The sequence below is a fragment of the Embleya sp. NPDC059237 genome (assembly GCF_042754105.1).
GTDB lineage: Bacteria > Actinomycetota > Actinomycetes > Streptomycetales > Streptomycetaceae > Embleya.
The window spans coordinates 131,146-151,573 of sequence record NZ_JBHZAE010000011.1; the positions used below are offsets into that span (position 1 = coordinate 131,146).

The 20,428-nt window shown below is 71.4% G+C and carries 21 protein-coding genes and 1 pseudogene; all 22 read right to left on the reverse strand.

The genetic code is table 11. The features are described 5' to 3' along the window. Positions 1-13: 13 nt before the first annotated feature. On the reverse strand, positions 14-1,120 hold the full coding sequence (paaE, locus tag ACFXKZ_RS31130; RefSeq protein ID WP_380004622.1) for a 1,2-phenylacetyl-CoA epoxidase subunit PaaE: 1,107 nt from the start codon (positions 1,118-1,120) through the stop codon (positions 14-16). Beyond that, on the reverse strand, positions 1,120-1,635 hold the full coding sequence (gene paaD, locus ACFXKZ_RS31135; RefSeq protein ID WP_380004624.1) for a 1,2-phenylacetyl-CoA epoxidase subunit PaaD: 516 nt from the start codon (positions 1,633-1,635) through the stop codon (positions 1,120-1,122). The genes paaE and paaD overlap by 1 nt, the downstream gene beginning before the upstream one ends. After that, positions 1,632-2,486, reverse strand: a complete 855-nt coding sequence (gene paaC, locus ACFXKZ_RS31140; protein WP_380004626.1) for a 1,2-phenylacetyl-CoA epoxidase subunit PaaC — start codon at positions 2,484-2,486, stop codon at positions 1,632-1,634. Before paaC ends, paaD begins: the two co-directional genes overlap by 4 nt. Before the next feature lie 16 nt (positions 2,487-2,502). Then, the gene (gene paaB / locus ACFXKZ_RS31145) at positions 2,503-2,808 is read right to left on the reverse strand and encodes a 1,2-phenylacetyl-CoA epoxidase subunit PaaB (RefSeq protein ID WP_380004628.1); all 306 of its coding nucleotides are present in this window, start codon (positions 2,806-2,808) and stop codon (positions 2,503-2,505) included. Then, positions 2,805-3,791, reverse strand: a complete 987-nt coding sequence (gene paaA, locus ACFXKZ_RS31150; RefSeq protein WP_380004630.1) for a 1,2-phenylacetyl-CoA epoxidase subunit PaaA — start codon at positions 3,789-3,791, stop codon at positions 2,805-2,807. Before paaA ends, paaB begins: the two co-directional genes overlap by 4 nt. 71 nt (positions 3,792-3,862) lie before the next feature. Then, positions 3,863-4,690, reverse strand: a complete 828-nt coding sequence (locus tag ACFXKZ_RS31155; RefSeq protein ID WP_380004632.1) for an enoyl-CoA hydratase/isomerase family protein — start codon at positions 4,688-4,690, stop codon at positions 3,863-3,865. After that, positions 4,681-5,535: a 3-hydroxyacyl-CoA dehydrogenase family protein gene (locus ACFXKZ_RS31160; protein WP_380004635.1), complete on the reverse strand. Its 855-nt coding sequence runs from the start codon at positions 5,533-5,535 to the stop codon at positions 4,681-4,683. The genes ACFXKZ_RS31155 and ACFXKZ_RS31160 overlap by 10 nt, the downstream gene beginning before the upstream one ends. Next, complete coding sequence (locus ACFXKZ_RS31165; protein ID WP_380004637.1) at positions 5,532-6,281, reverse strand: enoyl-CoA hydratase/isomerase family protein; 750 nt, start codon at positions 6,279-6,281, stop codon at positions 5,532-5,534. Before ACFXKZ_RS31165 ends, ACFXKZ_RS31160 begins: the two co-directional genes overlap by 4 nt. Then, on the reverse strand, positions 6,278-7,498 hold the full coding sequence (locus ACFXKZ_RS31170; RefSeq protein WP_380004639.1) for a thiolase family protein: 1,221 nt from the start codon (positions 7,496-7,498) through the stop codon (positions 6,278-6,280). The genes ACFXKZ_RS31165 and ACFXKZ_RS31170 overlap by 4 nt, the downstream gene beginning before the upstream one ends. After that, positions 7,491-9,200, reverse strand: coding sequence for a phenylacetic acid degradation protein PaaN (gene paaN / locus ACFXKZ_RS31175; RefSeq protein WP_380004641.1), 1,710 nt, complete (start codon positions 9,198-9,200; stop codon positions 7,491-7,493). Before paaN ends, ACFXKZ_RS31170 begins: the two co-directional genes overlap by 8 nt. A 102-nt stretch (positions 9,201-9,302) precedes the next feature. Then, positions 9,303-10,637 carry a dihydrolipoamide acetyltransferase family protein gene (locus ACFXKZ_RS31180; protein WP_380004643.1) on the reverse strand — a complete coding sequence of 445 codons (1,335 nt, stop codon included), beginning with the start codon at positions 10,635-10,637 and terminating at the stop codon, positions 9,303-9,305. Next, positions 10,634-11,578, reverse strand: coding sequence for an alpha-ketoacid dehydrogenase subunit beta (locus ACFXKZ_RS31185; protein ID WP_380004646.1), 945 nt, complete (start codon positions 11,576-11,578; stop codon positions 10,634-10,636). Before ACFXKZ_RS31185 ends, ACFXKZ_RS31180 begins: the two co-directional genes overlap by 4 nt. A 1-nt stretch (position 11,579) precedes the next feature. Beyond that, positions 11,580-12,695: a pyruvate dehydrogenase (acetyl-transferring) E1 component subunit alpha gene (gene pdhA / locus ACFXKZ_RS31190; protein ID WP_380004648.1), complete on the reverse strand. Its 1,116-nt coding sequence runs from the start codon at positions 12,693-12,695 to the stop codon at positions 11,580-11,582. A gap of 48 nt (positions 12,696-12,743) precedes the next feature. Continuing rightward, complete coding sequence (locus ACFXKZ_RS31195) at positions 12,744-14,018, reverse strand: NAD(P)/FAD-dependent oxidoreductase (RefSeq protein ID WP_380004651.1); 1,275 nt, start codon at positions 14,016-14,018, stop codon at positions 12,744-12,746. After that, the gene (locus tag ACFXKZ_RS31200; protein ID WP_380004654.1) at positions 14,015-14,329 is read right to left on the reverse strand and encodes a 2Fe-2S iron-sulfur cluster-binding protein; all 315 of its coding nucleotides are present in this window, start codon (positions 14,327-14,329) and stop codon (positions 14,015-14,017) included. The genes ACFXKZ_RS31195 and ACFXKZ_RS31200 overlap by 4 nt, the downstream gene beginning before the upstream one ends. Next, positions 14,326-15,288, reverse strand: coding sequence for a fumarylacetoacetate hydrolase family protein (locus ACFXKZ_RS31205; RefSeq protein WP_380004656.1), 963 nt, complete (start codon positions 15,286-15,288; stop codon positions 14,326-14,328). The genes ACFXKZ_RS31200 and ACFXKZ_RS31205 overlap by 4 nt, the downstream gene beginning before the upstream one ends. A 43-nt stretch (positions 15,289-15,331) precedes the next feature. Next, positions 15,332-16,174: a polysaccharide deacetylase family protein gene (locus ACFXKZ_RS31210; RefSeq protein ID WP_380004658.1), complete on the reverse strand. Its 843-nt coding sequence runs from the start codon at positions 16,172-16,174 to the stop codon at positions 15,332-15,334. Further along, positions 16,171-17,391, reverse strand: coding sequence for a cytochrome P450 (locus ACFXKZ_RS31215; protein WP_380004661.1), 1,221 nt, complete (start codon positions 17,389-17,391; stop codon positions 16,171-16,173). The genes ACFXKZ_RS31210 and ACFXKZ_RS31215 overlap by 4 nt, the downstream gene beginning before the upstream one ends. Before the next feature lie 169 nt (positions 17,392-17,560). Continuing rightward, positions 17,561-18,700 carry a PucR family transcriptional regulator gene (locus ACFXKZ_RS31220; protein WP_380004665.1) on the reverse strand — a complete coding sequence of 380 codons (1,140 nt, stop codon included), beginning with the start codon at positions 18,698-18,700 and terminating at the stop codon, positions 17,561-17,563. A 260-nt stretch (positions 18,701-18,960) separates the two neighbouring features. Next, positions 18,961-19,491 carry a VOC family protein gene (locus ACFXKZ_RS31225; RefSeq protein WP_380004667.1) on the reverse strand — a complete coding sequence of 177 codons (531 nt, stop codon included), beginning with the start codon at positions 19,489-19,491 and terminating at the stop codon, positions 18,961-18,963. A 185-nt stretch (positions 19,492-19,676) separates the two neighbouring features. Then, positions 19,677-20,108 (reverse strand): hypothetical protein, encoded by a 432-nt coding sequence (locus ACFXKZ_RS31230; protein WP_380004669.1) that lies wholly within the window; start codon positions 20,106-20,108, stop codon positions 19,677-19,679. After that, positions 20,103-20,204 (reverse strand): annotated as a pseudogene (locus ACFXKZ_RS31235) (IS5/IS1182 family transposase); the annotation flags it as partial. The gene ACFXKZ_RS31230 and the pseudogene ACFXKZ_RS31235, both read right to left, overlap by 6 nt. Positions 20,205-20,428: the final 224 nt, after the last annotated feature.

Consider the following 20,428-nt stretch of genomic DNA (forward strand, 5'->3'; position numbering starts at 1 on the left):
GGTGGGCTTGTCCTCAGCCGTCGAAGTCGACGGTGAGTACGTCGGAGACGGGGTAGCTCTGGCAGGTCAACACATAGCCGGCGTCGACCTCGGCCTGCTCCAGAGCGAAGTTGCGGCGCATGTCGACCTCGCCGTCGCTCACGCGCGCCCGACAGGTGCCGCAGACGCCGCCCTTGCACGCGAACGGCAGGTCGGAGCGCACGAGTTGGGCGCCGTCCAGGATGGACCGATCGTGCGGCAGGGCAATGGGCGTGGTGCGCCCGTCGAGCGTGAGGGTCGCTCGACTGACCCGGCCGGTCGAGGCGGTGTCGCGGTGGTCGACGGTTTGTGGTGGCCCGTCCTCGGCGTGGAACAGCTCCCGATGGACTCGATCACCCGGGACGTCGAGATCGGCGAGCACCCGTCGGGCGTCCTCGACCATGCCGTGGGGCCCGCAGAGCCACCAATGGTCGGCGTCGTGCACGGCGACCAGGGATGTGAGCAGGGCCCGAAGCCGTTCGGCGTCGAGCCGCCCGGACAGCAGGCGGGCCTCGCGGGGCTCGCGGGAGAGCACGTGGACCAGGTGCAGCCGCTCGGGATGGAGGTTCTTCAGGTCGGCCAGCTCGTCGGCGAACATGACGCTGTCGCTGCGACGGTTGCCGTAGAACAGGGTCACCTGCGACGCCGGGTTGCCGGCGAGAACGGACCCGGCGATCGACACCATCGGGGTGATGCCCGAGCCGGCGGCGATCAGGACGTGCCGGCCGGGCTCGGTCGGGTCCGGCGTGAAGTTCCCGGTGGGCCCCATCACCTCGACGGTGTCACCGGGGCGCAGCTCGTTGACCAGCCAGGAGGAGAACAGGCCGCCCGGCACCACGCGCACGCCGATGCGGGGACGGGCGCCGACCGGGGCGCAGATCGAGTAGGAGCGGCGTTCGTCGCGGCCGTCGACCACCCGGCGCAGCGTCAGCGACTGCCCCGGCGCGAAGACGAATTCGGCCGCAAGCGGCTCGGGGATCTCGAAGGAGACGGCCGCGGCGTCCGCGCACAACGGTTCGACGGCGGCGACCCGCAGGGGATGAAACGCCGGGCGGCGGCGCGCGCGAACCGGCCCGGCGGCCGGTGCGGTGGTCGGGGCCATCAGATCTCCTTGAAGTACTCGAAGGGTTCGCGGCACGTGCGACAGCGCCACAACGCCTTGCAGGCGGTGCCGGAGAAGCGGGAGGTCTCCTCGGTGTCGACCGATCCGCACTGCGGACACCGCACGGCGGGTGGGGCGGTGGACAGCGGCAGCGGTACGGGTCCGGCGGTCTGCCGGGACACGGGCCCGGGCGGGGCGATGCCGTGTTCGGCGAGCAGGCGTCGTCCCCGTGGGGTGATCCAGGCGGTGGTCCACGGCGGGTCCAGGCGGGTGCGGATCCGTACCTCGGGGAACCCGGCCTCGTGCAGCCGGCGGGTCACGTCGGCGCGCATCTCGGCCATGGCCGGGCAGCCCGAGTAGGTGGGCGTGAGGGTCGCGGTCACCGTGCCGTCGTCGTCGATGTCGACGTCGCGCAGCACGCCCAGGTCGGCGAGGGTGAGCATGGGCAGTTCCGGGTCGGTCGACTGCTCGGCGACGCGCCGTGCGCGCCGGGCGTCGACGGGGGTCGTGCTCACCAGGTCGCCTGCGGATCGGCTCGGGCCACGCTCTGCAACTCGGTCAACAGCGCCGGCAGATGCTCGGTGTGGAGTCCGTCGCGGCCCCCACCGGTCCCCGACTCCGTGATCGGAAGCACCAGACCCGCGGTGTCCAGGACTCGGCTTACGATCGCCGTCGTCTCCGCACGTACCGAGGCGACGTCGACACGCAGGTGCTCGTGCGGGGTGAAGAGTTCCGCGAGGTGGGGAGCCACTTCGTCCAGTGCGCGTCGTGCCCGCAGCCGCGACTGCGCGGTGCCGTCGCCCAGGCGCACGACCCACTGCGCCGCGTACGACCGGTGGTAGGCGAGTTCGTTGATCGACTTGCTCGCGATGGCGGCGAGGACGGGGTCGGGCGTGTCGGTGAGTCGGGTGAACAGCTCCAGACGCCACGTGGCGAAGACGAAAAGTCGCACGACGGAGAACGCGTAGTCTCCGTTGGGCAGTTCGACGAGCCGCACGTTGCGGAACTCCGCCGGGTGGCGGAAGTACGCGTACGCGTCCTCGCCTCGGCCGGTACCGTCGGCCCGGCCGGCGCGGGCGTAGAGGTGCCGGGCCTGGCCGAGCAGGTCCAGACCGATGTTGGCGAGGGCGAGCTCCTCCTCCAACTCCGGGGCGTTTGTGCACCATTGGGCCAGGCGTTGAGCGGCGATCAGGGCGTCGTCGGCCAGGAGCAGGCAGCAGGAGGCGAGTTCCGCGCCGTCGATCCCGTCCGGCACGGCGGTGTCGGCGCCGTACAGGGGGTCCTCGAAGCCCGTGCCGAACGCCCATTGGCCGTCGGCCTCGACATGTTCCCCGCGCGGGGAGGGGTGGACGTGGTCGTCGTTCATGACCTGCTCCTGGCTGTCAGATGTGTGGAACGTCGGCGGGGATGTCGTAGAACGTGGGGTGTCGGTAGACCTTGTCGCCGCTGGGCGCGAAGAACGGGTCGCGCTCGTCGGGTGTCGACGCGGTGATCAGGTCCGAGCGCACGACCCAGATGCTCACGCCCTCGTTGCGCCGGGTGTACAGGTCGCGGGCGTGGGTGAGTGCCATGCGCTCGTCGGCGGCGTGCAGGGATCCCACGTGGACGTGGTTGAGTCCGCGCTTGCCGCGCACGAAGACCTCGTACAGCGGCCATTGGGCGCTCGTCCGCGGTGTCTCGTCGCTCATGCGGCCGCTTCTTCCCGGGCGCGGGCGGCCTGCTTGGCCGCGTAGGCGCTCGCCGCTTCGCGCACCCAGGCGCCGTCCTCGTGGGCCGCGCGGCGACGTGCGACGCGTTCGGTGTTGCAGGGTCCGTCGCCGGTGATCACCCGTTGCAGTTCGGACCAGTCGGGCGTGCCGAAGTCGTGTCGGCCGCGTTCCTCGTTCCAGCGCAGTTGGGGGTCGGGCAGGGTGACGCCGAGCGCGGTCGCCTGGGGCACGGTCATGTCGACGAAGCGTTGGCGCAGTTCGTCGTTGGTGTGCCGCTTGATCTTCCAGGCCATCGACTGCTGGGAGTTGGGCGAGTCGCCGTCGGGCGGACCGAACATCATCAGGGACGGCCACCACCAGCGGTCGACCGCGTCCTGCACCATCGCCCGCTGGTGGTCGGTGCCGTGCATCATCGTCGACAGGAGTTCGTAGCCCTGCCGTTGGTGGAAGGACTCCTCCTTGCACACCCGGATCATCGCGCGCGCGTAGGGACCGAACGAGGTGCGGCACAGGGGGACCTGGTTGCAGATGGCGGCGCCGTCGACGAGCCAGGCGATCACGCCGACGTCGGCGAAGGTGGGGGTGGGGTAGTTGAAGATCGACGAGTACTTCTGGCGGCCGTCGATCAGCCGCTGTGTCAGGTCGGCGCGGTCGGCGCCCAGCGTCTCGGCCGCCGAGTAGAGGTAGAGGCCGTGGCCTGCCTCGTCCTGCACCTTGGCGAACAGGATCGCCTTGCGGCGCAGCGAGGGCGCGCGGGTGATCCACTCCCCCTCCGGCTGCATGCCGATGATCTCGGAGTGGGCGTGCTGGGCAATCTGGCGGATCAGCGTCCTACGGTAGCCGTCCGGCATCCAGTCGCGGGGCTCGATGCGCTGGTCTCGCGCGATCGTGTCGTCGAACTGCTCGTGCAGGCGTAGTTCGAAGTCGCTCTCTTCGAGCGACGTGGTCTCGAACGTGGTCATGTGTCTCGAAGCTCCTTCCTGATGGGGCGCCCGATGGCTCGGAGCGCCCCGTGGTGGCACCGGCCGCCGTCTCACGAGCCGTGGAATGCGGGCGTTTCCCGGGCCAGGAACGCCCGTACCGCACCCCGGTGGTCGTCGGTGGGGCCCAGTCGCTCCTGGGCGGCGGCCTCGCGGTCGAGGACGGTGGGCAGGGGTGCGTCGTCGGGGTGTCGCAGCAGGGCCTTGATCTCGCGGTAGGCGGCGGTGGCTCCCGCCGCGAGCCGGCGGGCGAGCGTGAGGCCTTCGTCGGTGGCGGTTCCGTCGGGCGTGACCCGGTGGGCCAGGCCCCAGCGCAGCGCGTCCCGCGCGTCGAAGCGGTCACCGAGCAGGAACAGCCCCGCCGCGCGCGAGGGGCCCACCGCCCGGGTCAGCGTCGCGCTCAGGCCGCTGTCGGCGGCGAGCCCGATGCCGGCGAAAGCGGTGGCGAAGCGGGCGCCCTCGGCCACGACCCGGACGTCGGCGCTCAACGCCAGGGCCAGTCCGGCCCCCACGCAGGCGCCCTCGACGGCGGCGACCACCGGCTGGGGCAGCGCGTGCAGGGCTTCGACGATCGGGTTGTATTCGGCCCGGATCTTCGCGAACGCCGATTCGGGATCGGCCTCCAGGTCCCGTGCGTGCTCCTTGAGATCCTGCCCGACGCAGAAGGACGGACCTCGCGCCGCGAGCAGGACCGTGCGGACGTCGCTCCCGTGGTCGCGCACCCGGCGCACGGCGGCGAGGAGTTCCTTCCTGAGGGCCGCGTCGAGAGCGTTGCCCGGTGTGGAGCCGCACAGGAGGATGACCGCGACGCCGTCCGTGAGCGAGAGGTCGACGCCGTGCACCGGTGCGGCGTCGACGCCGTGGTGGTCGGCTATTCCCATGTGTAGAAGCCCTTTCCGCTCTTGCGACCCAGTTCGCCGCGCGCGACCTTCTCGCGCAGGAGCCGGGGCGCGGCGAAGCGCTCGCCGAGGGTGGCGTGCAGGTGGTCGGCGATGGCCAGGCGCACGTCGAGGCCGACGAGGTCGGTCAGGCGGAGCGGCCCCATCGGGTGCTTGTAGCCGAGCCGCATGGCGTCGTCGATGGCCCGGGGATCGGCGACCCCTTCCTCGACCATGCGGATCGCCTCCAGCCCCAGTGCCACGCCCAGGCGGCTGCTGGCGAAACCCGGGGAGTCCTTGACGATCACGTCCTGCTTCCCCAGGGCGTGGGTCCAGGCGGAAGCGGTGCGCAGGGTCCGGTCGTCGGTGGTGGGCGCGACGACGAGTTCGATCAGGGCGGAGGCAGGGACGGGGTTGAAGAAGTGCATGCCGAGGAAGCGGCCCGGGTGAGCCAGCGCGGCGCCCAGTTCGGCGATGGACAGGGAGCTGGTGTTGCTGGCCAGGACGGCGTGTTCGCCGACGGCGTGTTCGGCCGCGGCGAGCAGTCGGGCCTTGAGGGCGGCGTCCTCGGAGACGGCTTCGACGACGAGGTCGGCGTCGGCGGGCAGTCCTGCGACGGAGTCCGTGGTGGTGATCCGGTCGAGGACTCGCTCGGACGGCTCGTGGAGGCCACCGCGCTCGGCGGCGCGGGCGAGGCCGTCCGCGATCCGCGCGCGTGTGGCTTCGGCCGCCCGGTCGTCGCTTTCGACGACGGTGACGGCGGATCCGACGGCGGCGAAGGACTGGGCGATGCCCGCGCCCATGCGGCCGCCGCCGATCACGCCGACCACGGCGGGTGCGGTGCTCATGTCATGCTCTCCTTCTTCGCCGGGAACCGGGTCATGCGTTCCTGCTTGTCCGGGCCCTCGAACAACACGGCCTGGGCGAGGTCGTCGGCCAGCGGATGAACCCCGGGCGCGTCGGCGACGAGCTTGGTCAGGCGCAGCGCGACGGCCGAGGACCGCGCCATCCGGTCGAGGAGTTCGTGGGCGGCGGTCGGGAGGGTCGGGGCCGGTACGACGTCGATGACCAGGCCGGCGGCGAGGGCCGCCTGGGCGTCGAGGACGCGACCTGCCAACAGGACCTGCTTGGCGAGGGATTCGCCGACCAGTTCCCGCAACCGCCAACAGGCGCCGGCCGCGGCGAGGATGCCCAGGGCCGCTTCGGGGTTGCCGAAGCGCGCGTCGGGGCCGGCGATCCGGATGTCGCACGCGTACGCCAACTCGGCTCCCCCACCGAGGGCCCAGCCGTCGACCGCGGCCACGGTGGGCATCGGCAGTCGGTGAATCCGCTCGAACAGGCGGCTGTTGATACCCCGCAGCGCCTCGTCGCGGCCTCGGTGCAGCAGTTCGCCGATGTCGGCGCCGCCGGCGAAGACCCCGCCGTGGCCGGTGAGCAGCAGCAGCCTCGGGTCGCGCTCCAACAGGGCGCAGACGTCGTGCAGTTCGTCGATCATCCGGGCATTGATCGCGTTGCGCGCCTCGGGTCGGTGCAGGCTGACCACGACCCGATCGGTGCGCTCCTCGACCAGGAGCGTTTCCCAATCCCTGTTCACGGCCGCTCCACGAGCATCGCGACGCCCTGCCCGACGCCCACGCACAGCGTGGCCAGTCCCCGGCGGGCGTCCTCGCGCTCCAGCCGGCCCAGAAGGGTGAGCAGGATACGGGCGCCGGAGCAGCCGAGCGGGTGGCCGAGCGCGATGGCACCGCCGTCGGCGTTGACCCGGTCCTCGTCGAGCTTCAGCCGACGCGTCACCGCCAACGCCTGGGCGGCGAAGGCCTCGTTCAGTTCGACCGCGTCCAGGTCGCCGACCTGCCAACCCGCCCGGTCGAGGGCCCTCTCGGTGGCGGGCACCGGCCCCAGGCCCATCAGGTGCGGCTGCACCCCGGCCGAGGCGGACGTCACCACGCGGGCCCGGGGCGTCAGGGCGTAGCGGGCCACGGCCGCCTCGCTCGCCACCACCAGGGCGGCGGCCCCGTCCGACAGGGGGGAGGCGGATCCGGCGGTGACGATGCCGTCGGGACGGAAGAGGGCACGCAGCGCGCCGAGTTTGTCCAGGCTCGTTTCCGGGCGCGGGCCCTCGTCACAGGTGAACAGGCCGTCCTTGACCGGCACGGGCACGATCTCCCGGTCGAAGTGTCCGGCGTCCCGGGCCGCGACCGCGCGTCGGTGGCTGCGCAGCGCGAAGGCGTCGGACTCGGCGCGGGTGATGCCGTCGAGGGCGGCGACCTCCTCGGCGGTCTCGCCCATCGACAGCGTGGTCTTGACGGTTTCGGGGCCGGCGCCCGCCGGGACGGCGCGATCGGCCTCGGCGAACCTCGGATTGGTGAAGCGCCAGCCGAGCGCGGTGTCGTGGACCTCCCCCGGCTTGGCCCAGGGGGTACCGGGCTTGGCCATGACCCAGGGTGCGCGCGTCATCGATTCCACGCCGCCGGCCACGACCAGGTCGGCCTCGCCGGCGCGGATGGCCTGTGCGGCGGAGGCGACGGCGGTCAGGCCGGACGCGCACAGTCGGTTGACCGTGTATCCGGGCACGGTGTGCGGAAGTCCGGCGAGCAGCACGGCCATGCGGGCCACGTCGCGGTTGTCCTCGCCGGCCTGGTTGGCCGCGCCGAGGATCACCTCGTCGATCGCCTCGCCGGGGATCCCGGCGCGGCGCACCGCCTCGGCGACCACGAGGGCGGCCAGGTCGTCGGGCCGGACACCGGCCAGGGCGCCGCCGTAGCGGCCCTGCGGGGTGCGGGCCCCGTCGATCAAATAGATCTCAGACATTGCCGACCTCCGGGCTCCGGGCGGGGCGGCGCGACTGGAGCGTGGCGAAGCGGCCGGTGACGAAGGCGGGATCGGACAGTGTGGCACTCGCCGCCGGGTTGGCGGCGCTGCCGTGGAAGTCGCTGAACGCGGCCGACTGGTTGACGAAGACGCCGCCGGTGAGGTTCTCCGACAGGTGCACGCCCGCTTCCAGCGCGGCCAGTTCGGCCTCGGCCAACACGTCGTCGGACGTGGAGTGGACGGCGGCGGTCAGGGCGCCGTGCTCGCGCACGATCTTGCGGAGGATGCTCAGGCTGTGTGCCGTGGAGTCGGTTCCGATCACGAAGGACACGGGGCCGAACCATTCGCGGGTGTACGTCTCGTGATCGGCGGCGTCCACGAGCGCGACCAGCGGTGTGCGCAGCACCGCGTCGGGGTGGTCGGGGTGCTCGACCGGCGCCGACGCGCGCACGGTGCGGCCGACGTTCGCCGCCTCGGCCAACCGGGCCTGCACGCCCTCGTTGACGATCGCGCCCAGCGTCCCGGCCGCGCGGGCGGGGTCGCCGAGCAGCTTGTCCAGCGCGGTGCCCAGGTCGGCGGCGAACTCGGCCGCGGAGCGCACGCCCTGGTCGGTGTCGAAGCCCTCGCGCGGGATCAGCAGGTTCTGCGGGGTGGTGCACATCTGCCCGCTGTAGAGCGACAGCGAGAACGCGAGGTTGCGCAGCAGGCCCCCGTAGTCGTCGGTGGAGTCGAGCACGACCGTGTTCAGGCCGGCCTTCTCGGTGTAGACCACGGCCTGGCGGGCGTTGGCCTCGAGCCAGTCGCCGAATTCGGTCGAGCCGGTGAAGTCGATGATCCGCACCTCGGGACGCACCGCGAGCAGACTCGCGACGCGGTCCCCGGGGCCTTCCGCCACGAGCAGTACCAGGTTGGGGTCGAAGCCCGCCTCGGTCAGGACCTCGCGCGCGACGCGTACGGAGATCGCCAGCGGCAGTACCGCGCCGGGGTGTGGCTTGACGATCACCGGGTTTCCGGTGACCAGGCTCGCGAACAGGCCCGGGTAGCCGTTCCAGGTCGGGAAGGTGTTGCAGGCGATCAGCAGCGCAAGGCCCCGACCGACCGGGGTGAACTTCTTGTCCAGGGCAAGCGGTTCGCCCTTGCGCTGCGGCTTGCTCCAGTGCGCGGCGGCGGGATGGCGCTTCTGCTCGGCCCACGCGTAGGCCACCGCCTCCAAGCCGCGGTCCTGGGCGTGCGGGCCGCCCGCCTGGAAGGCCATCACGAACGCCTGCCCCGTGGTGTGCTGCACCGCGTGCGCGATCTCGAAGCTCGCGGCGTTGATCCGGGCCAGGATCTCGGCGGCCACCCCGGCCCGGGTGTCGGGGCCGGCGGCCCGCCACGCGCCGATGCCCGCCGTCGCGGCCACGATCGCCTCCTCCGGCGTGAGTTTCGGATAGTCGACGTGCAACGCGGGCCCGTACGGGGAGACTTCGCCGGGGTTCACGGTTCCGCTGCCAGGGTGGCCGTCGAGGACGAAGGGCTTGCCGAGCTGTTCCCGGAACGCGGCCTCGCCCCGCTTGGGGGCGTCCTCGCCGTACACCGAGATGCTGGGCGATTCCGGAAAGGGCGACCAGTACTCGCGGTTCGCGGTACCGGTCACGGCCCGGTCCAGCAGTTCACGGTGTCGGGCGAAGAAATCGGGCGTGGCGGGGGTGTCGTGCACCATGTGTTCTCACCTCGTGGGAATGTCGGGATCGCGGCGCGGGAACGGCGCCATCGCACACGCGCCGGCGACGGGTTCGGCGAGGCCATGCGACCTCGGGTTCGCTCACAGGTCGGCGAGCAGCGTCGCGGGTCGCTCGACGCAGTCGGCCACGTAGCGCAGGAAGCCGCCGGCCACGCCGCCGTCGCAGACCCGGTGGTCGAAGCTGAGCGAGAGTTGGGTGACCTTGCGGACGGCGAGTTCGCCGTCGACGACCCAGGGTTTGTCGACGATCCGGCCGACGCCCAGGAGTGCGGCCTCGGGGTGGTTGATGATCGGGGTGGAGCCGTCCACGCCGAATACGCCGTAGTTGTTGAGGGTGAACGTCCCGCCGGTCAGCGCCTGCGGAGGGAGGTCGCCGGTGCGGGCCAGGCCGGTCAGGCGCCCCAGTTCGGCGGCGATCTCCGTCGTCGTCAGGGTGTGCGCGTCGCGCAGGACCGGGACCACCAAGCCGCGTTCGGTCTGGGCCGCGAAGCCCAGGTTCACGTGCGGGAAGCGGACGATCTCCTCCCGCTCGGTATCGACGGTGGAGTTCAGTTCGGGGTATCGCCGCAGCCCCGCGACGCAGATGCGGGCGAGCAGCGGCAGCAGGCCGATGCGGCGATCCGGGTGCGCGGCTCCGAGCACGTCCTTGGCGTGCACCAGCGCCGTCGCGTCCACGTCCACCCAGGTCGTGGCGTCGGGGATCTCGGTGCGGCTGCGCGTGAGTTTGCTCGCGACCGCGCGACGCAGGCCGCGCAGGGGGATCCGCTCCACCGCGGCGCCGGCGACCGCGTCGGTGCGGGTGGCCGCCGGCGTCTTGTCCCGGACGATGGCCTGTTCCACGTCCTGGCGGCGGACCACGCCGCCGGTTCCGCTCGGTGCCAACCGGGCGGCATCGACATCGTGGTCGCTGGCCAGCCTGCGCACCAACGGGGATATCACCAGCGGCACTTCCGGCCGACTCCGCTCGGGTGCCGGCACGCTGCCCACACCTTCCGCGGCCTCGTCCCGCGCGGGAGCCGATTCCGGTGCGGGCCGGCGACGCCTCCGGGAAGGCGGCGCGTGGCCGGTGCCGTAGCCGATCAGGACGTTGCCGGACCCGGCCCGCTCCTCCTCGCGGTATCGCTCGGCGGCGGTGGGGGGTTCCGCCCGGCTCTCGGTCGGCGCCGTACCGACCGAGATGAGCGGTTGTCCCACCGCGAGCGCCGTGCCGGCGTCGGCGTGCAGGCGCAGCACCGTACCGGCGTAGGGAACCGGGACCTCGACGGCGGCCTTGGCGGTCTCGACCTCCACCACGATGTGGTCGACCTCCACCGTGTCGCCGACCGCGACCTTCCACTCGACGATCTCGGCCTCGGCCAGTCCCTCGCCCAGATCCGGCAGGAGGAAGACCCGCTCTTCGAGCGTGCCGGTGTTCACGCCGCCCCCTTGACCAGGTGCCGGGTGTCGGGCACGTCGTCGAACTGCAACCGGTCCACCGCGTCGAGGACGCGGTCGACGCCGGGCAGGTGCGCGTGCTCCAACTTCGGCGGCGGGTAGGGGATGTCGAATCCGGCGACGCGCAACACCGGCGCGCCCAGCGAGTGGAAGCAGCGACCCGTGCGGCGCACGGACGCGGCCACGGTCTCGTCGTCGAACGGCACCAGGGTGCGCAGATCGACGACCTCCAGGCTGCGTCCCTCCCGCGCCGCGACCTCGGCGGCCTCGAGCGCCACCGGTACGGAGGGGCCGTAGGTCACGAGCGTCGCGTCGCTTCCCTCGCGGCGCACGATCGCGCGACCGAACGGCGGTGCGTGGCGCGTGCCGAAGTCGGTGTCCTGCTTCGACCAGTACAGCTTCTTGGGTTCCAGGAAAACCACGGGGTCGGGGTCGGCGATCGCGTCGCGCAGCAGCCAGTAGGCGTCCTCGACCGTCGCGGGGGTGACCACCTTCAGGCCGGGCGTGTGGGCGTAGTACGCCTCGCTGGAGTCGCAGTGGTGCTCGACGCCGCCGATGCCGCCCGCGTACGGGATGCGGATCACCAACGGCACCGACACCCGCCCCCGGGTCCGGTTGCGCAACTTGGCGACGTGCGAGGCGATCTGCTCGAACGCGGGGTAGGCGAAGGCGTCGAACTGCATCTCCACCACGGGCCGAAAGCCGCCCATGGCCATCCCGACGGCGAGACCCACGATGCCGGCCTCCGCGAGCGGAGTGTCGAAGCATCGCTGCCCGCCGAAGTCCCGGGTCAGGCCGTCGGTAATCCGGAACACGCCGCCCAGCGGGCCGACATCCTCACCGAACACCAGCACCCGCTCGTCCGAGCCCAACGCGTCGCGCAGCGCGGTGTTCAGCGCCTGCGCCATCGTCACGATCGCCATATCAGTCCTCCTGGGCAGTGAACTCGGCGGCAAGCAGGGCACGTTGCTCGCGCAGCTGAGGGGTGGGTTCAGCGAAGACGTGGTCGAACAACTCCAGCGGGTCGCCCTCGTGGTCGATGTTCATCCGCGCGCGCAGGTCCGCGGCGAGGCTCTCGGCATCCGACCGGTCGGCCTCGATGTCGTCGTCGGTCAGCACCGCACGCGCCCGCAGGTACGTCTCCAACCGGTCCAGCGGATCGGCCGCCCGCCACCGCTCCACCTCGGCCGGCTCTCGGTAGCGCGTCGCGTCATCGGCGTTGGTGTGCGAATCCATCCGGTAGGTGTGTGCCTCCACCAGGAACGGACCCCGCCCGGCGCGCGCGTGCTCGACCGCGGCGGTCAGCACGGACAACACCGCCACCAGGTCGTTGCCGTCGACCTGCTCCGACCGCACGCCGTATCCGACGCCCTTGTACGCCAGCGCGGGCGCCGCGCTCTGCCGGGCCAGCGGCACCGAGATGGCGTATCTGTTGTTCTGCACGAAGAACACCACCGGCGAGGCGAACACCGCCGCGAAGTTGAGCGCTTCGTGGAAGTCGCCCTCGCTGGTCCCGCCGTCGCCGATCAACGCCATCGCCACGCCGTCCTCGCCCCTGCGGCGCATCGCCTCGGCCATGCCGGTGGCGTGCAGGACCTGGGTGGCCAGCGGCGTGCACTGCGGCGCCACCCGGGTGGCCATCGGGTCGTAGCCGCAGTGCCAGTCCCCGCGCAGCAGCGTCAACACCTCGACGGGATCGACACCACGCGCGACCAGCGCCACCGAGTCGCGGTAGGTCGGGAACAACCAGTCGTCCTCGCGCAACACCAGCGCTGCGGCGATCTGACACGCCTCCTGGCCGCGGCTGGAGGGGTACACGGCGAGCCGGCCCTGCTTGGTCAACGCCGTGGCCTGGGTGTCGAAGCGCCTCCCGAGGACCATGTGCCGGTAGGCCAGGCGCAGCAGCGCGTCGTCGGGTTCGTCGTAGCCGCGCGGCGCCTTCGTCGGCGTGCCGTCCTCGGCCACGAAACGCACCGGTTCGAGCGCGGGAAGGAAACTCTGCATCGAGCGGCGCAGGGCCTTCGCGGATATCGCGGACATCGGGGCTCGCTTTCGTTGGACATGTGACCCGTCGCCGGGCCCGCGGATTCACCGTGACGAGACGTCGACCGCGTCGTGCGCGGCCGCGGTGCGGTCCTGGTTCCGGCGGGCCCATTGCACGAGCGAGAATCCGTCGACCGCCGTCTCCGCACGGCGCAGCGGCCGGTCGGCGGCAAGGACGCGGCGGGCCGCGGCGTGGTCGGCCGGCGCGTTGACCGACTCGACGACCGTGAGGAGTTCGTTCTTGAACAGCAGCACGGAGAACGAGCCGGTCGCCGGGTCACCCAGGATCGTGCTGTCGTCGTGGCCCTGCTCGAGCCCGGCGATCTGGAGCTTCGTGGAGAACTGCTCGGTCCAGAACCAGGGGACGGCGGTGTAGGGCGTGGGGGTGCCGGTCAGGCGGGCGGCGAGACAGCGGGCCTGGTCGACGGCGTTCTGGATCGATTCGAGCCGGGTTCGGGTGCCGGTGTGGGGGTTGGGGAATTCGGCGCAGTCGCCGATGGCGGAGATGTGCGGGTCGCCGGTCCCCAGGTGGGCGTCGACGCGGATGCCGTCCCCGACATCGAGCCCGGCGTCGGAGGCGAGTTCCACGGCGGGTGCCACACCGACTCCGACGACCACGAGGTTCGCCGGAACGACGCTGCCGTCGTGCAGTCGCACGCCGGTGACGGCGCCGGTGGGGTCGCCCTCCAGGCGTACGACGGTGCGTCCCAGGCACAGCGTGGTGCCCTGCGCGCGGTGCAGGTCGGCGATGTGGGTCGACGTGGCCACGGATACCGACCGGGCCATCGGACGATGGAGCGCCTCGATGACGGTGGTCGTGATGCCCGCCTTCGCTGCGGCGGCCGCCACTTCCATGCCGATGAACCCGGCACCGATGATCGCCAGACACGAGGCGGCCGACAAGCGGGCGCGCAGGCGTTCCGCGTCGGCTCGGGTGCGGATCTGCACGACGCCGTCCAGGGCGATGCCCTCGATGGGCGGGGTGCGGTTGCGGGCCCCCGTGGCCAGGACGAGGTGGTCGTAGGCCAGGGTCTGTCCGTCGGTGAGCCGCACGTGTCGGGTGGACCGGTCGACGGAGGCGACTCGCGCGTGGCGCAGTTCGATCCGGCGGCGCTCGTAGAACGAGCGGGGGCGCAGTTCGATCTGCGTGTGCGGATGCAGCAGGAAGTTCTTGGACAGGGGCGGCCGTTGGTAGGGCAGGCCCGGTTCGTCGCCGATGAGGACGACGGGGCCGGTGTGTCCGTGTTCGCGCAGCGACGCCGCGACTTGGAAGCCGCCCTGGCCGGCGCCGGCGATCACGACGGTGGCGTCGGGGTTCATGTCGGGCTCCCCGGTACCGTGACGACCATCGGATCGTCGGCGGGGAGTTGGCAGCTCAGTCGGCTGATGGCGGTTCGCGGCGCCTCGGTGCAGTGGAGCATCTGGTCCTCGTCGTCGGTCATGGCCGGGAGTCGGTCGGCCGACGATTCCTCGACGTAGACGTGGCAGGTCGCGCACATCATGTTGCCGCCGCATTCGCCGACGATCCCGTCCACGTCGCCGGTGAGGGCGGCCGACATGACGGTGTCGCCGGGGGCCGCGTCGACGATGACGCGAGTGCCGTCGGGTTGGATGTAGCCGATCCTCGTCATGACGGCGTCCGTGCGGTGGTGCCGACGGGGATTCCGTATCGGGTGGTGTCTTCGTCCGTGACCCGTTGGCACTGTTCGCCGAGGCCGGTGATGGTTCCGCGGATCTCGTCGCCGTCGACGAGATAGCGCGGCGGGTCGAGTTCGAATCCGCAGCCGCTCGGGGTGCCGGTGAGGATCACGTCGCCGGGGAGCAGGTCCATCGTGTTGCTGATCGACGCGATCAGGGCGGGCACGTCGAAGAGCATGTCACTGCTCCAACCGTCCTGGTGCGTGCGTCCGTTGACCGACAGCCGCAGGTGCCACGGCTTCGCGTCGAGGCGTTGGTCGTGCTCGTCACAATCGTCGCGCGTGAGCAGCCAGGGTCCGGTGGCACAGAACGACGGGAACCCCTTGCCGCGGACGAGTTGCATCTGCAGCGGCGAGTGGATTCCGGCGCCCAGGGCCACGTCGCGCGCGGTGACGTCGTTGGCGATCATGTGGCCGGCGACGTGCCCGAGGGCGTCGGCGGGGGCGATCCGCCGCCCGGCCCGGCCGATCACGACCGCCAATTCGAGTTCGTAGTCGAGCGCCGATGTCTCCGGTGGCTTGATCAGCGGGTCGTACGGCCCGCATACGCTGCCCGGCAGCTTGACGAACAGGACGGGCTCGGCGGGCGGCGTGACTTGCCCCAGCACGGCGTTCGAATGCATCTGGTAGTTGAACCCGACGGCGATCACCTTGCCGGGGCGCGGCACCGGCGGCCCCAGGCGCACGCCGGCGCGGGCGATGTGGTGGCGCGTGTCGTGCAGTGCCGCTTGCACGAGGGGGCGGACCGTCGGCCACACGGCGAGGATCTGTGTGGTGTCCGTGCCGGGGAGCCCATGGGGCGCGAGCACCGGTGCGAGGGGCAGGATCGTGTGGTCGTCGACCAGCACTCCGGGCTGTTCGCCGCCGGGCGCGCCGAAGCTGACGATACGCATGTCGTCTCCAGGAAAAAAAGGGGGTCCGAGGGGGAGATCGGGGTCACCACGCGGGGGGCGCGTCGACGTGCGCCGCCCCCGCGAAGTGTTCGGGGTGCGCGTGCATCCACCGGGCGATCTCGGCCGACTGGGCGTGCCAGACGCGGTCGTCGGCGTCGAGACGGTCGAGCAGGGCGGCGATGGCGGCGACCTTGTCCGGGGTGTCCTGCCAACACACGTGGAACACGTACGACACGAAGCCGCCTGCGTCGACGGTCTCCTCGAGGAGTCGCCGGTGTGCACGGAGCAGGATGTCCGGCCCGACCGGATGGTCGCCCGGCTGCTCCTTGCGAAGTCGGGCGAAACCGGGCATGTAGTAGGCGCCGTCGACGCTCGCCCACGGGTAGGGCAGCAGCGCCAGTGCGTCCTGGACACCGTGGACGTCACCGGCGAGCGAGACGAACTCGAAGCCGTACGCGCGCAGCAGGGACAGCGGGTGGTCACCGAGCAGACCTGCGGGAGGGCGAGCCGCGATCGGCCGGATGCCGAGCCGGGCGTATCGCTCGAAGCTGCGGTCCAGGGCCGCACGCAGGGCGGGGCCGTCCGTTCGGGACCACGGTTCGTGCAACCAGCCGTGCCACCCCACGTCGTGCCCGGCGTCCACGATGGACCGCACGGCGTCCGGATAGGTGTCGAGGTTCCACGCCTCGAGGTAGAACGTCGACCGCACCGGGCGGTCACGCAGCATCTCCACAACGTTCGGGAGTTCGGTGGACACACTGTGGTGCCCGCCGACCGGGACGTGGGCGGGCCAGGACCCCATCCCGAGTTCGGCGGCCTCGCCGAGGTGGTCGAACGTGACGCAGGCCGCGGCGCGACGCCCGCCTGGCCACCGTCCCTCGGTCATCGTCCGCACCCCTTCGGCGCGACCATCAGCTCGGTCATCGTGCGGAACACGAGGTCGTCGGTCCACGGCGGGTTGGGATCGGTGAGCGTCATCGCGGGCAGCCGCTGCGGCAGCAGCCGGAGCAGGATGTCGCCCTCCAACCGGGACAGCGGCGCGCCGATGCAGTAGTGGCCGCCCGCCGTGAAGGCCAGGTGTCGGTTGCCGACGCGGCGGATGTCGAACGTGTCCGGATCGGTGAAGCGACGTTCGTCGCGATTGGCCGACGCGATCCCGAGCATGAGCTGGGTGCCCTCCGCGATTGTCTCACCGTGCAGTTCGAACTCGTAGCCGGCGTAGCGGGTGATGAAGTGCACCGGCGACTGCCAGCGCAGCACCTCCTCCCACGCCGCCGGCGCCAGGTCCGGGTCGGCGGCGAGCAGCCGCATCTGGTCGGGATGGGTCAGCAACGCGTGGACGGCGCTGGTCATCGCCGTCATCGTGGTGTGGTAGCTGGCGATGAAGAACCCGACGAGCGTAACGATCAGCTCGTCCCTGCTCAGCCGCCCGCCCTCTTCCTCGGCCAGCATCAACGCGCCGACCGGGTCCTCGGGGCCGAGCCTGCCGCGCATCGAGTCGACGATGTCGCCGATGTAGTCGAAGTAGAACTGCGCGGCGGCATCGGCCTCGACACGTTCCTGCGGAGTGATGGGGGCGTGGGTCAGCACGCGGTTGAGCGCGGGCATCCGCCGCAGGACCGTCGCCGCGTCGACGGCGGGGGCGTGCAGCAGTCGACAGGCGATCTCCGCGGGCACACGCATCCCGAAGTGTTCGACGAAGTCGACGTCGCCGTCGACGGCGGCGAGCGCTTCGACGTTGTCGATGATGATCCGCTCGACCCACGACCGCATGTGCGCCAGCGAACGCGGCGCGAACGCGGGCGACGCGAGCTTGCGCAGCCTGGTGTGCGTCGGTGGATCCAGGTCCGGCAGCGACAGTTTGTGGAACGTCGCACCGGCGCCGGTGCCGATGTCGGCCGGGAACTCGCCGGCCTTCGGCTGCACCCGCATCAGCGGATCCTTGAAGATCCGCTCGACGTCCGCGTAGCGGGTCACCACGACTCTCGCGCCGTCGGGTTCGACCCGCGCGACGGGATTGTGATCGCGCAGCCGCCGGTAGGCCGAGAAACGATCGGCGCGAAACATGGGGTCACCGAGGCTCAGGTACTCCAAGGCGGACATGGGGCTCCTCGTCGAGTCGTTGGCGTCGTGGGTGGTGGCGCCTCTGCTTGCCTGCACGACGGTACGGTTGCCCGAACGAGCATGTCTTTGGGGAATACACGAGCTTGAGCATCGGCATTCTGTGCTTTGCACAAGCCTGCGGGAGGGTGTACCTCGACTCCCCGGGTCCCTACCGGGGTGTCGACCGGCACCCGATCACGGACCGGGACAGCCCGGCGAACGTCCGCGGATCGGCGCCGGTGAGTTCGTGCCATCTGCCCAGTCGATAACCCATGGTGTTCGGATGCACGTTGAGCCGCCTCGCGGCGTCGGAAAGGGAGAATCCGCAGTCGGCGAAGGCCAGCACGGCCGCGGCGAGGTCGGGATGGTCCCGCTGGACCTGCTGGACGTCGGCGAGGATCGGCATCAGCCGGGACCGACTGTCGAGCAGCGTCGCCTCGAGCCAGGAATCCGCGAAACGCACCGACGGCTCGTTCCACAGCTGCGCCATCCGCAACGCGCGCTCGGCATCGACGATGCTCAGATGCGCACCGACCAAGCCCTGACGAGGAAGCCCGATCCCGACGGGGGACCGGTCACCGGCGATGCCGTGCACGGTCCGGACCACGAGCACCGGGTCGCTGTCCTGCGCGATGGCGATCATGACGTCGCCGCGCACTCCGCAGTGCACGACACCGGACAGTCGCCGGGTCGCGCGTTGCAGGTTCTCCACCTCGGGCGCGGGCCATGACGCGCGTGTCGCGCAGAACGCCTGGAACCGCCCCTCCACGTCCAACGCCAGCGCACGCGCGCTCTCGGCGACCTGCTCCCCGAGGGAAAGATCGCCCAGCTCGCTCAGGAACCGCTGCCGCAATTCGGCGTGCTGTACGGCCGTGCCCGGCGCATCGGCGACGAAGGCATCGACAACCGCCGTGCTCATCGCCTCGGTCCACATGCCGATCGGTTCGACCAACGAGAGAAGCAGGTCGTCGGTCGCCTCGGGCGCGGACTGCAGGGCGGCCCACAACTCGCGACGCACGATGTGGAACGAACTCAGCACGTCGTAGGCGGACACGCCCAACTGGGTGCGCCGCAGGGCGGAGCGCCGGGTGAACTGGAGGTGCTCGGCCATCGGCCCCTGCCCGGACGCGATGGCGGCCAACATGCGGCGGGTGAGGTCGTGCACGGTGCGCCGGTGTTCGAGCTCCGGCAGGTGTTCGTACGAAGGCAACTCGGCACGGATCCGGGCCGTCAGGTCGGGATCCTCGTGTTCGAGCCGCAAGGCGACCGCGTCACACAGCGTGCTCATCGCGATGGGGTCCGACGTCATGATCCTTAGCGTATTCCGGGTCTCGCGCACCGCCGTCGTACGCATTCGCGTATCCGCCGTCGACGCCCGGCGCCCCCGGGCCGCTCCCCCGTCCGGCACCCGACCCGAGGCTGCCCACCGACCGTCTCGAACCACGTCCATGCACTCCTGGGCCGGCCGAGGGGTGACCCGAACGAACGCCGCGCCCGGGCAGGAGGCAGCCATGTCCGAGGCTCGCGGCGGCGCAGCCGCAATGTCCTTTGCCGCCACCGGACTTGGCCCTAACGAAGCCTGGCAAACCAATCCACCCGGAGCGGCTCGCCACGAAGCCAGGCATCCATGGCCGGTTTGTCGTCGATGTGCTGGATCTCGACGCGCAGACCGCCCGCGTTGCGGAAGTAAGCGAAGCCGAGAATGCCCTCGCCGTCGTGGTACGGCGTCAGGTCGAGGGTGAACCCCTGCTCCTCGAGGCCGCGAGCAGCAGCGTCCAAGTCGTCGACGTAGTGGGCGATGTGGTGGAAGCGCATGCCGCCGGCCGAACAGGACCAAGGGGACTCCGCACCACCCTCCCAGAGCTCGACCGGCGGTTCGACGCCCAGCACCCAGCACAGGCGTCCGCCGACACGCACGGGGTCCACGGACAGGGCGGGCGCCACGACCAACGCTTCCATCGAGACCGGCTCGGTGACGATTCCACCGCCGAGTGCGATCAGCGAATCGGCGGCCTCGGCCAGGTCGCCGACCGCATACGCGACGTGAAAGACCCCGCCGAGAACCGACGCAACACCCCGGCTGGACTCGCTGACGGACATGACCGACTCCCTCTCCCCGGGTGGCACGGCGGGACGCGGTCGCGGCCCAGGAAGGGACCGTAGGCGCCGGCACGCGCCCGCGTCTTCGGCAAATCCCCGAAAACACCTCGGCAGACGTGGTGCTTTCCACCAGCGCGCGTATCGGGTTGTGATCAATGAGTGGCGGGTGAGGTCTTTGATTCGGATCAGCGCGGCGCGCGGACACGGTTGCCGCGGGACGAGTGGGCCCTGTCTCCGGCGACCGCGTCGGGCCGGGTGCGCGGGCGCCCGACGGGACCGCCGACCCGTACCTTCCCGGGGACCGGAACGAACCGCGGGCTGTCCGCGGCGAGCCCCGCGGACGGAATCCACGCCAGGGACCGGCAGTTGCGGTCCGAGACGAGACGGATCTTCGAGGTCCGCCCGCGCCATGAGCGTCGGAGCAGGGCGACCCTCAGCCGGATCCGGTACCGGTGCCGGACACGTCGTCGTTCCTCCCGCTCCGGGTCGATTCCGGCGCCGTTCCCGTCAAGGTCGATGTCGCCGCCGTCGGTACCGTCGTCCCATTCGACCAGGAGCCCCGACAGGCCCGCGTCCCACGTTTCGGGCGTGTCGATGCGAGCGATGCCCGACTCCATGTCGATGCCGAGGGTGGCCGCGTGCTCGACGAGGTGTCGGCGGTAGCTGCCGTCGACCCGGGTCTTGCGGATCGTGGCATGGGATGCGGCGCCCCGGCGACGGCGACCCCGGCTCCCTTCGGTGTGTCGCCCCCATCCCGGAGGCGTTCTACTTCCTCGACGCGGCGGTCACCGTCAGGTATGCCACGTTCGGCCGGGCGCACCCATCCTCGATCCCGGATTCGGTCAGGGGCGGCGGCGAGGTCGGGGGATCCGCGAACGGCGGTCGCCGCCCACCGGAGCATGGGCGTGGACCGCCCGGGGCCGTGGGCCGGGGTTCG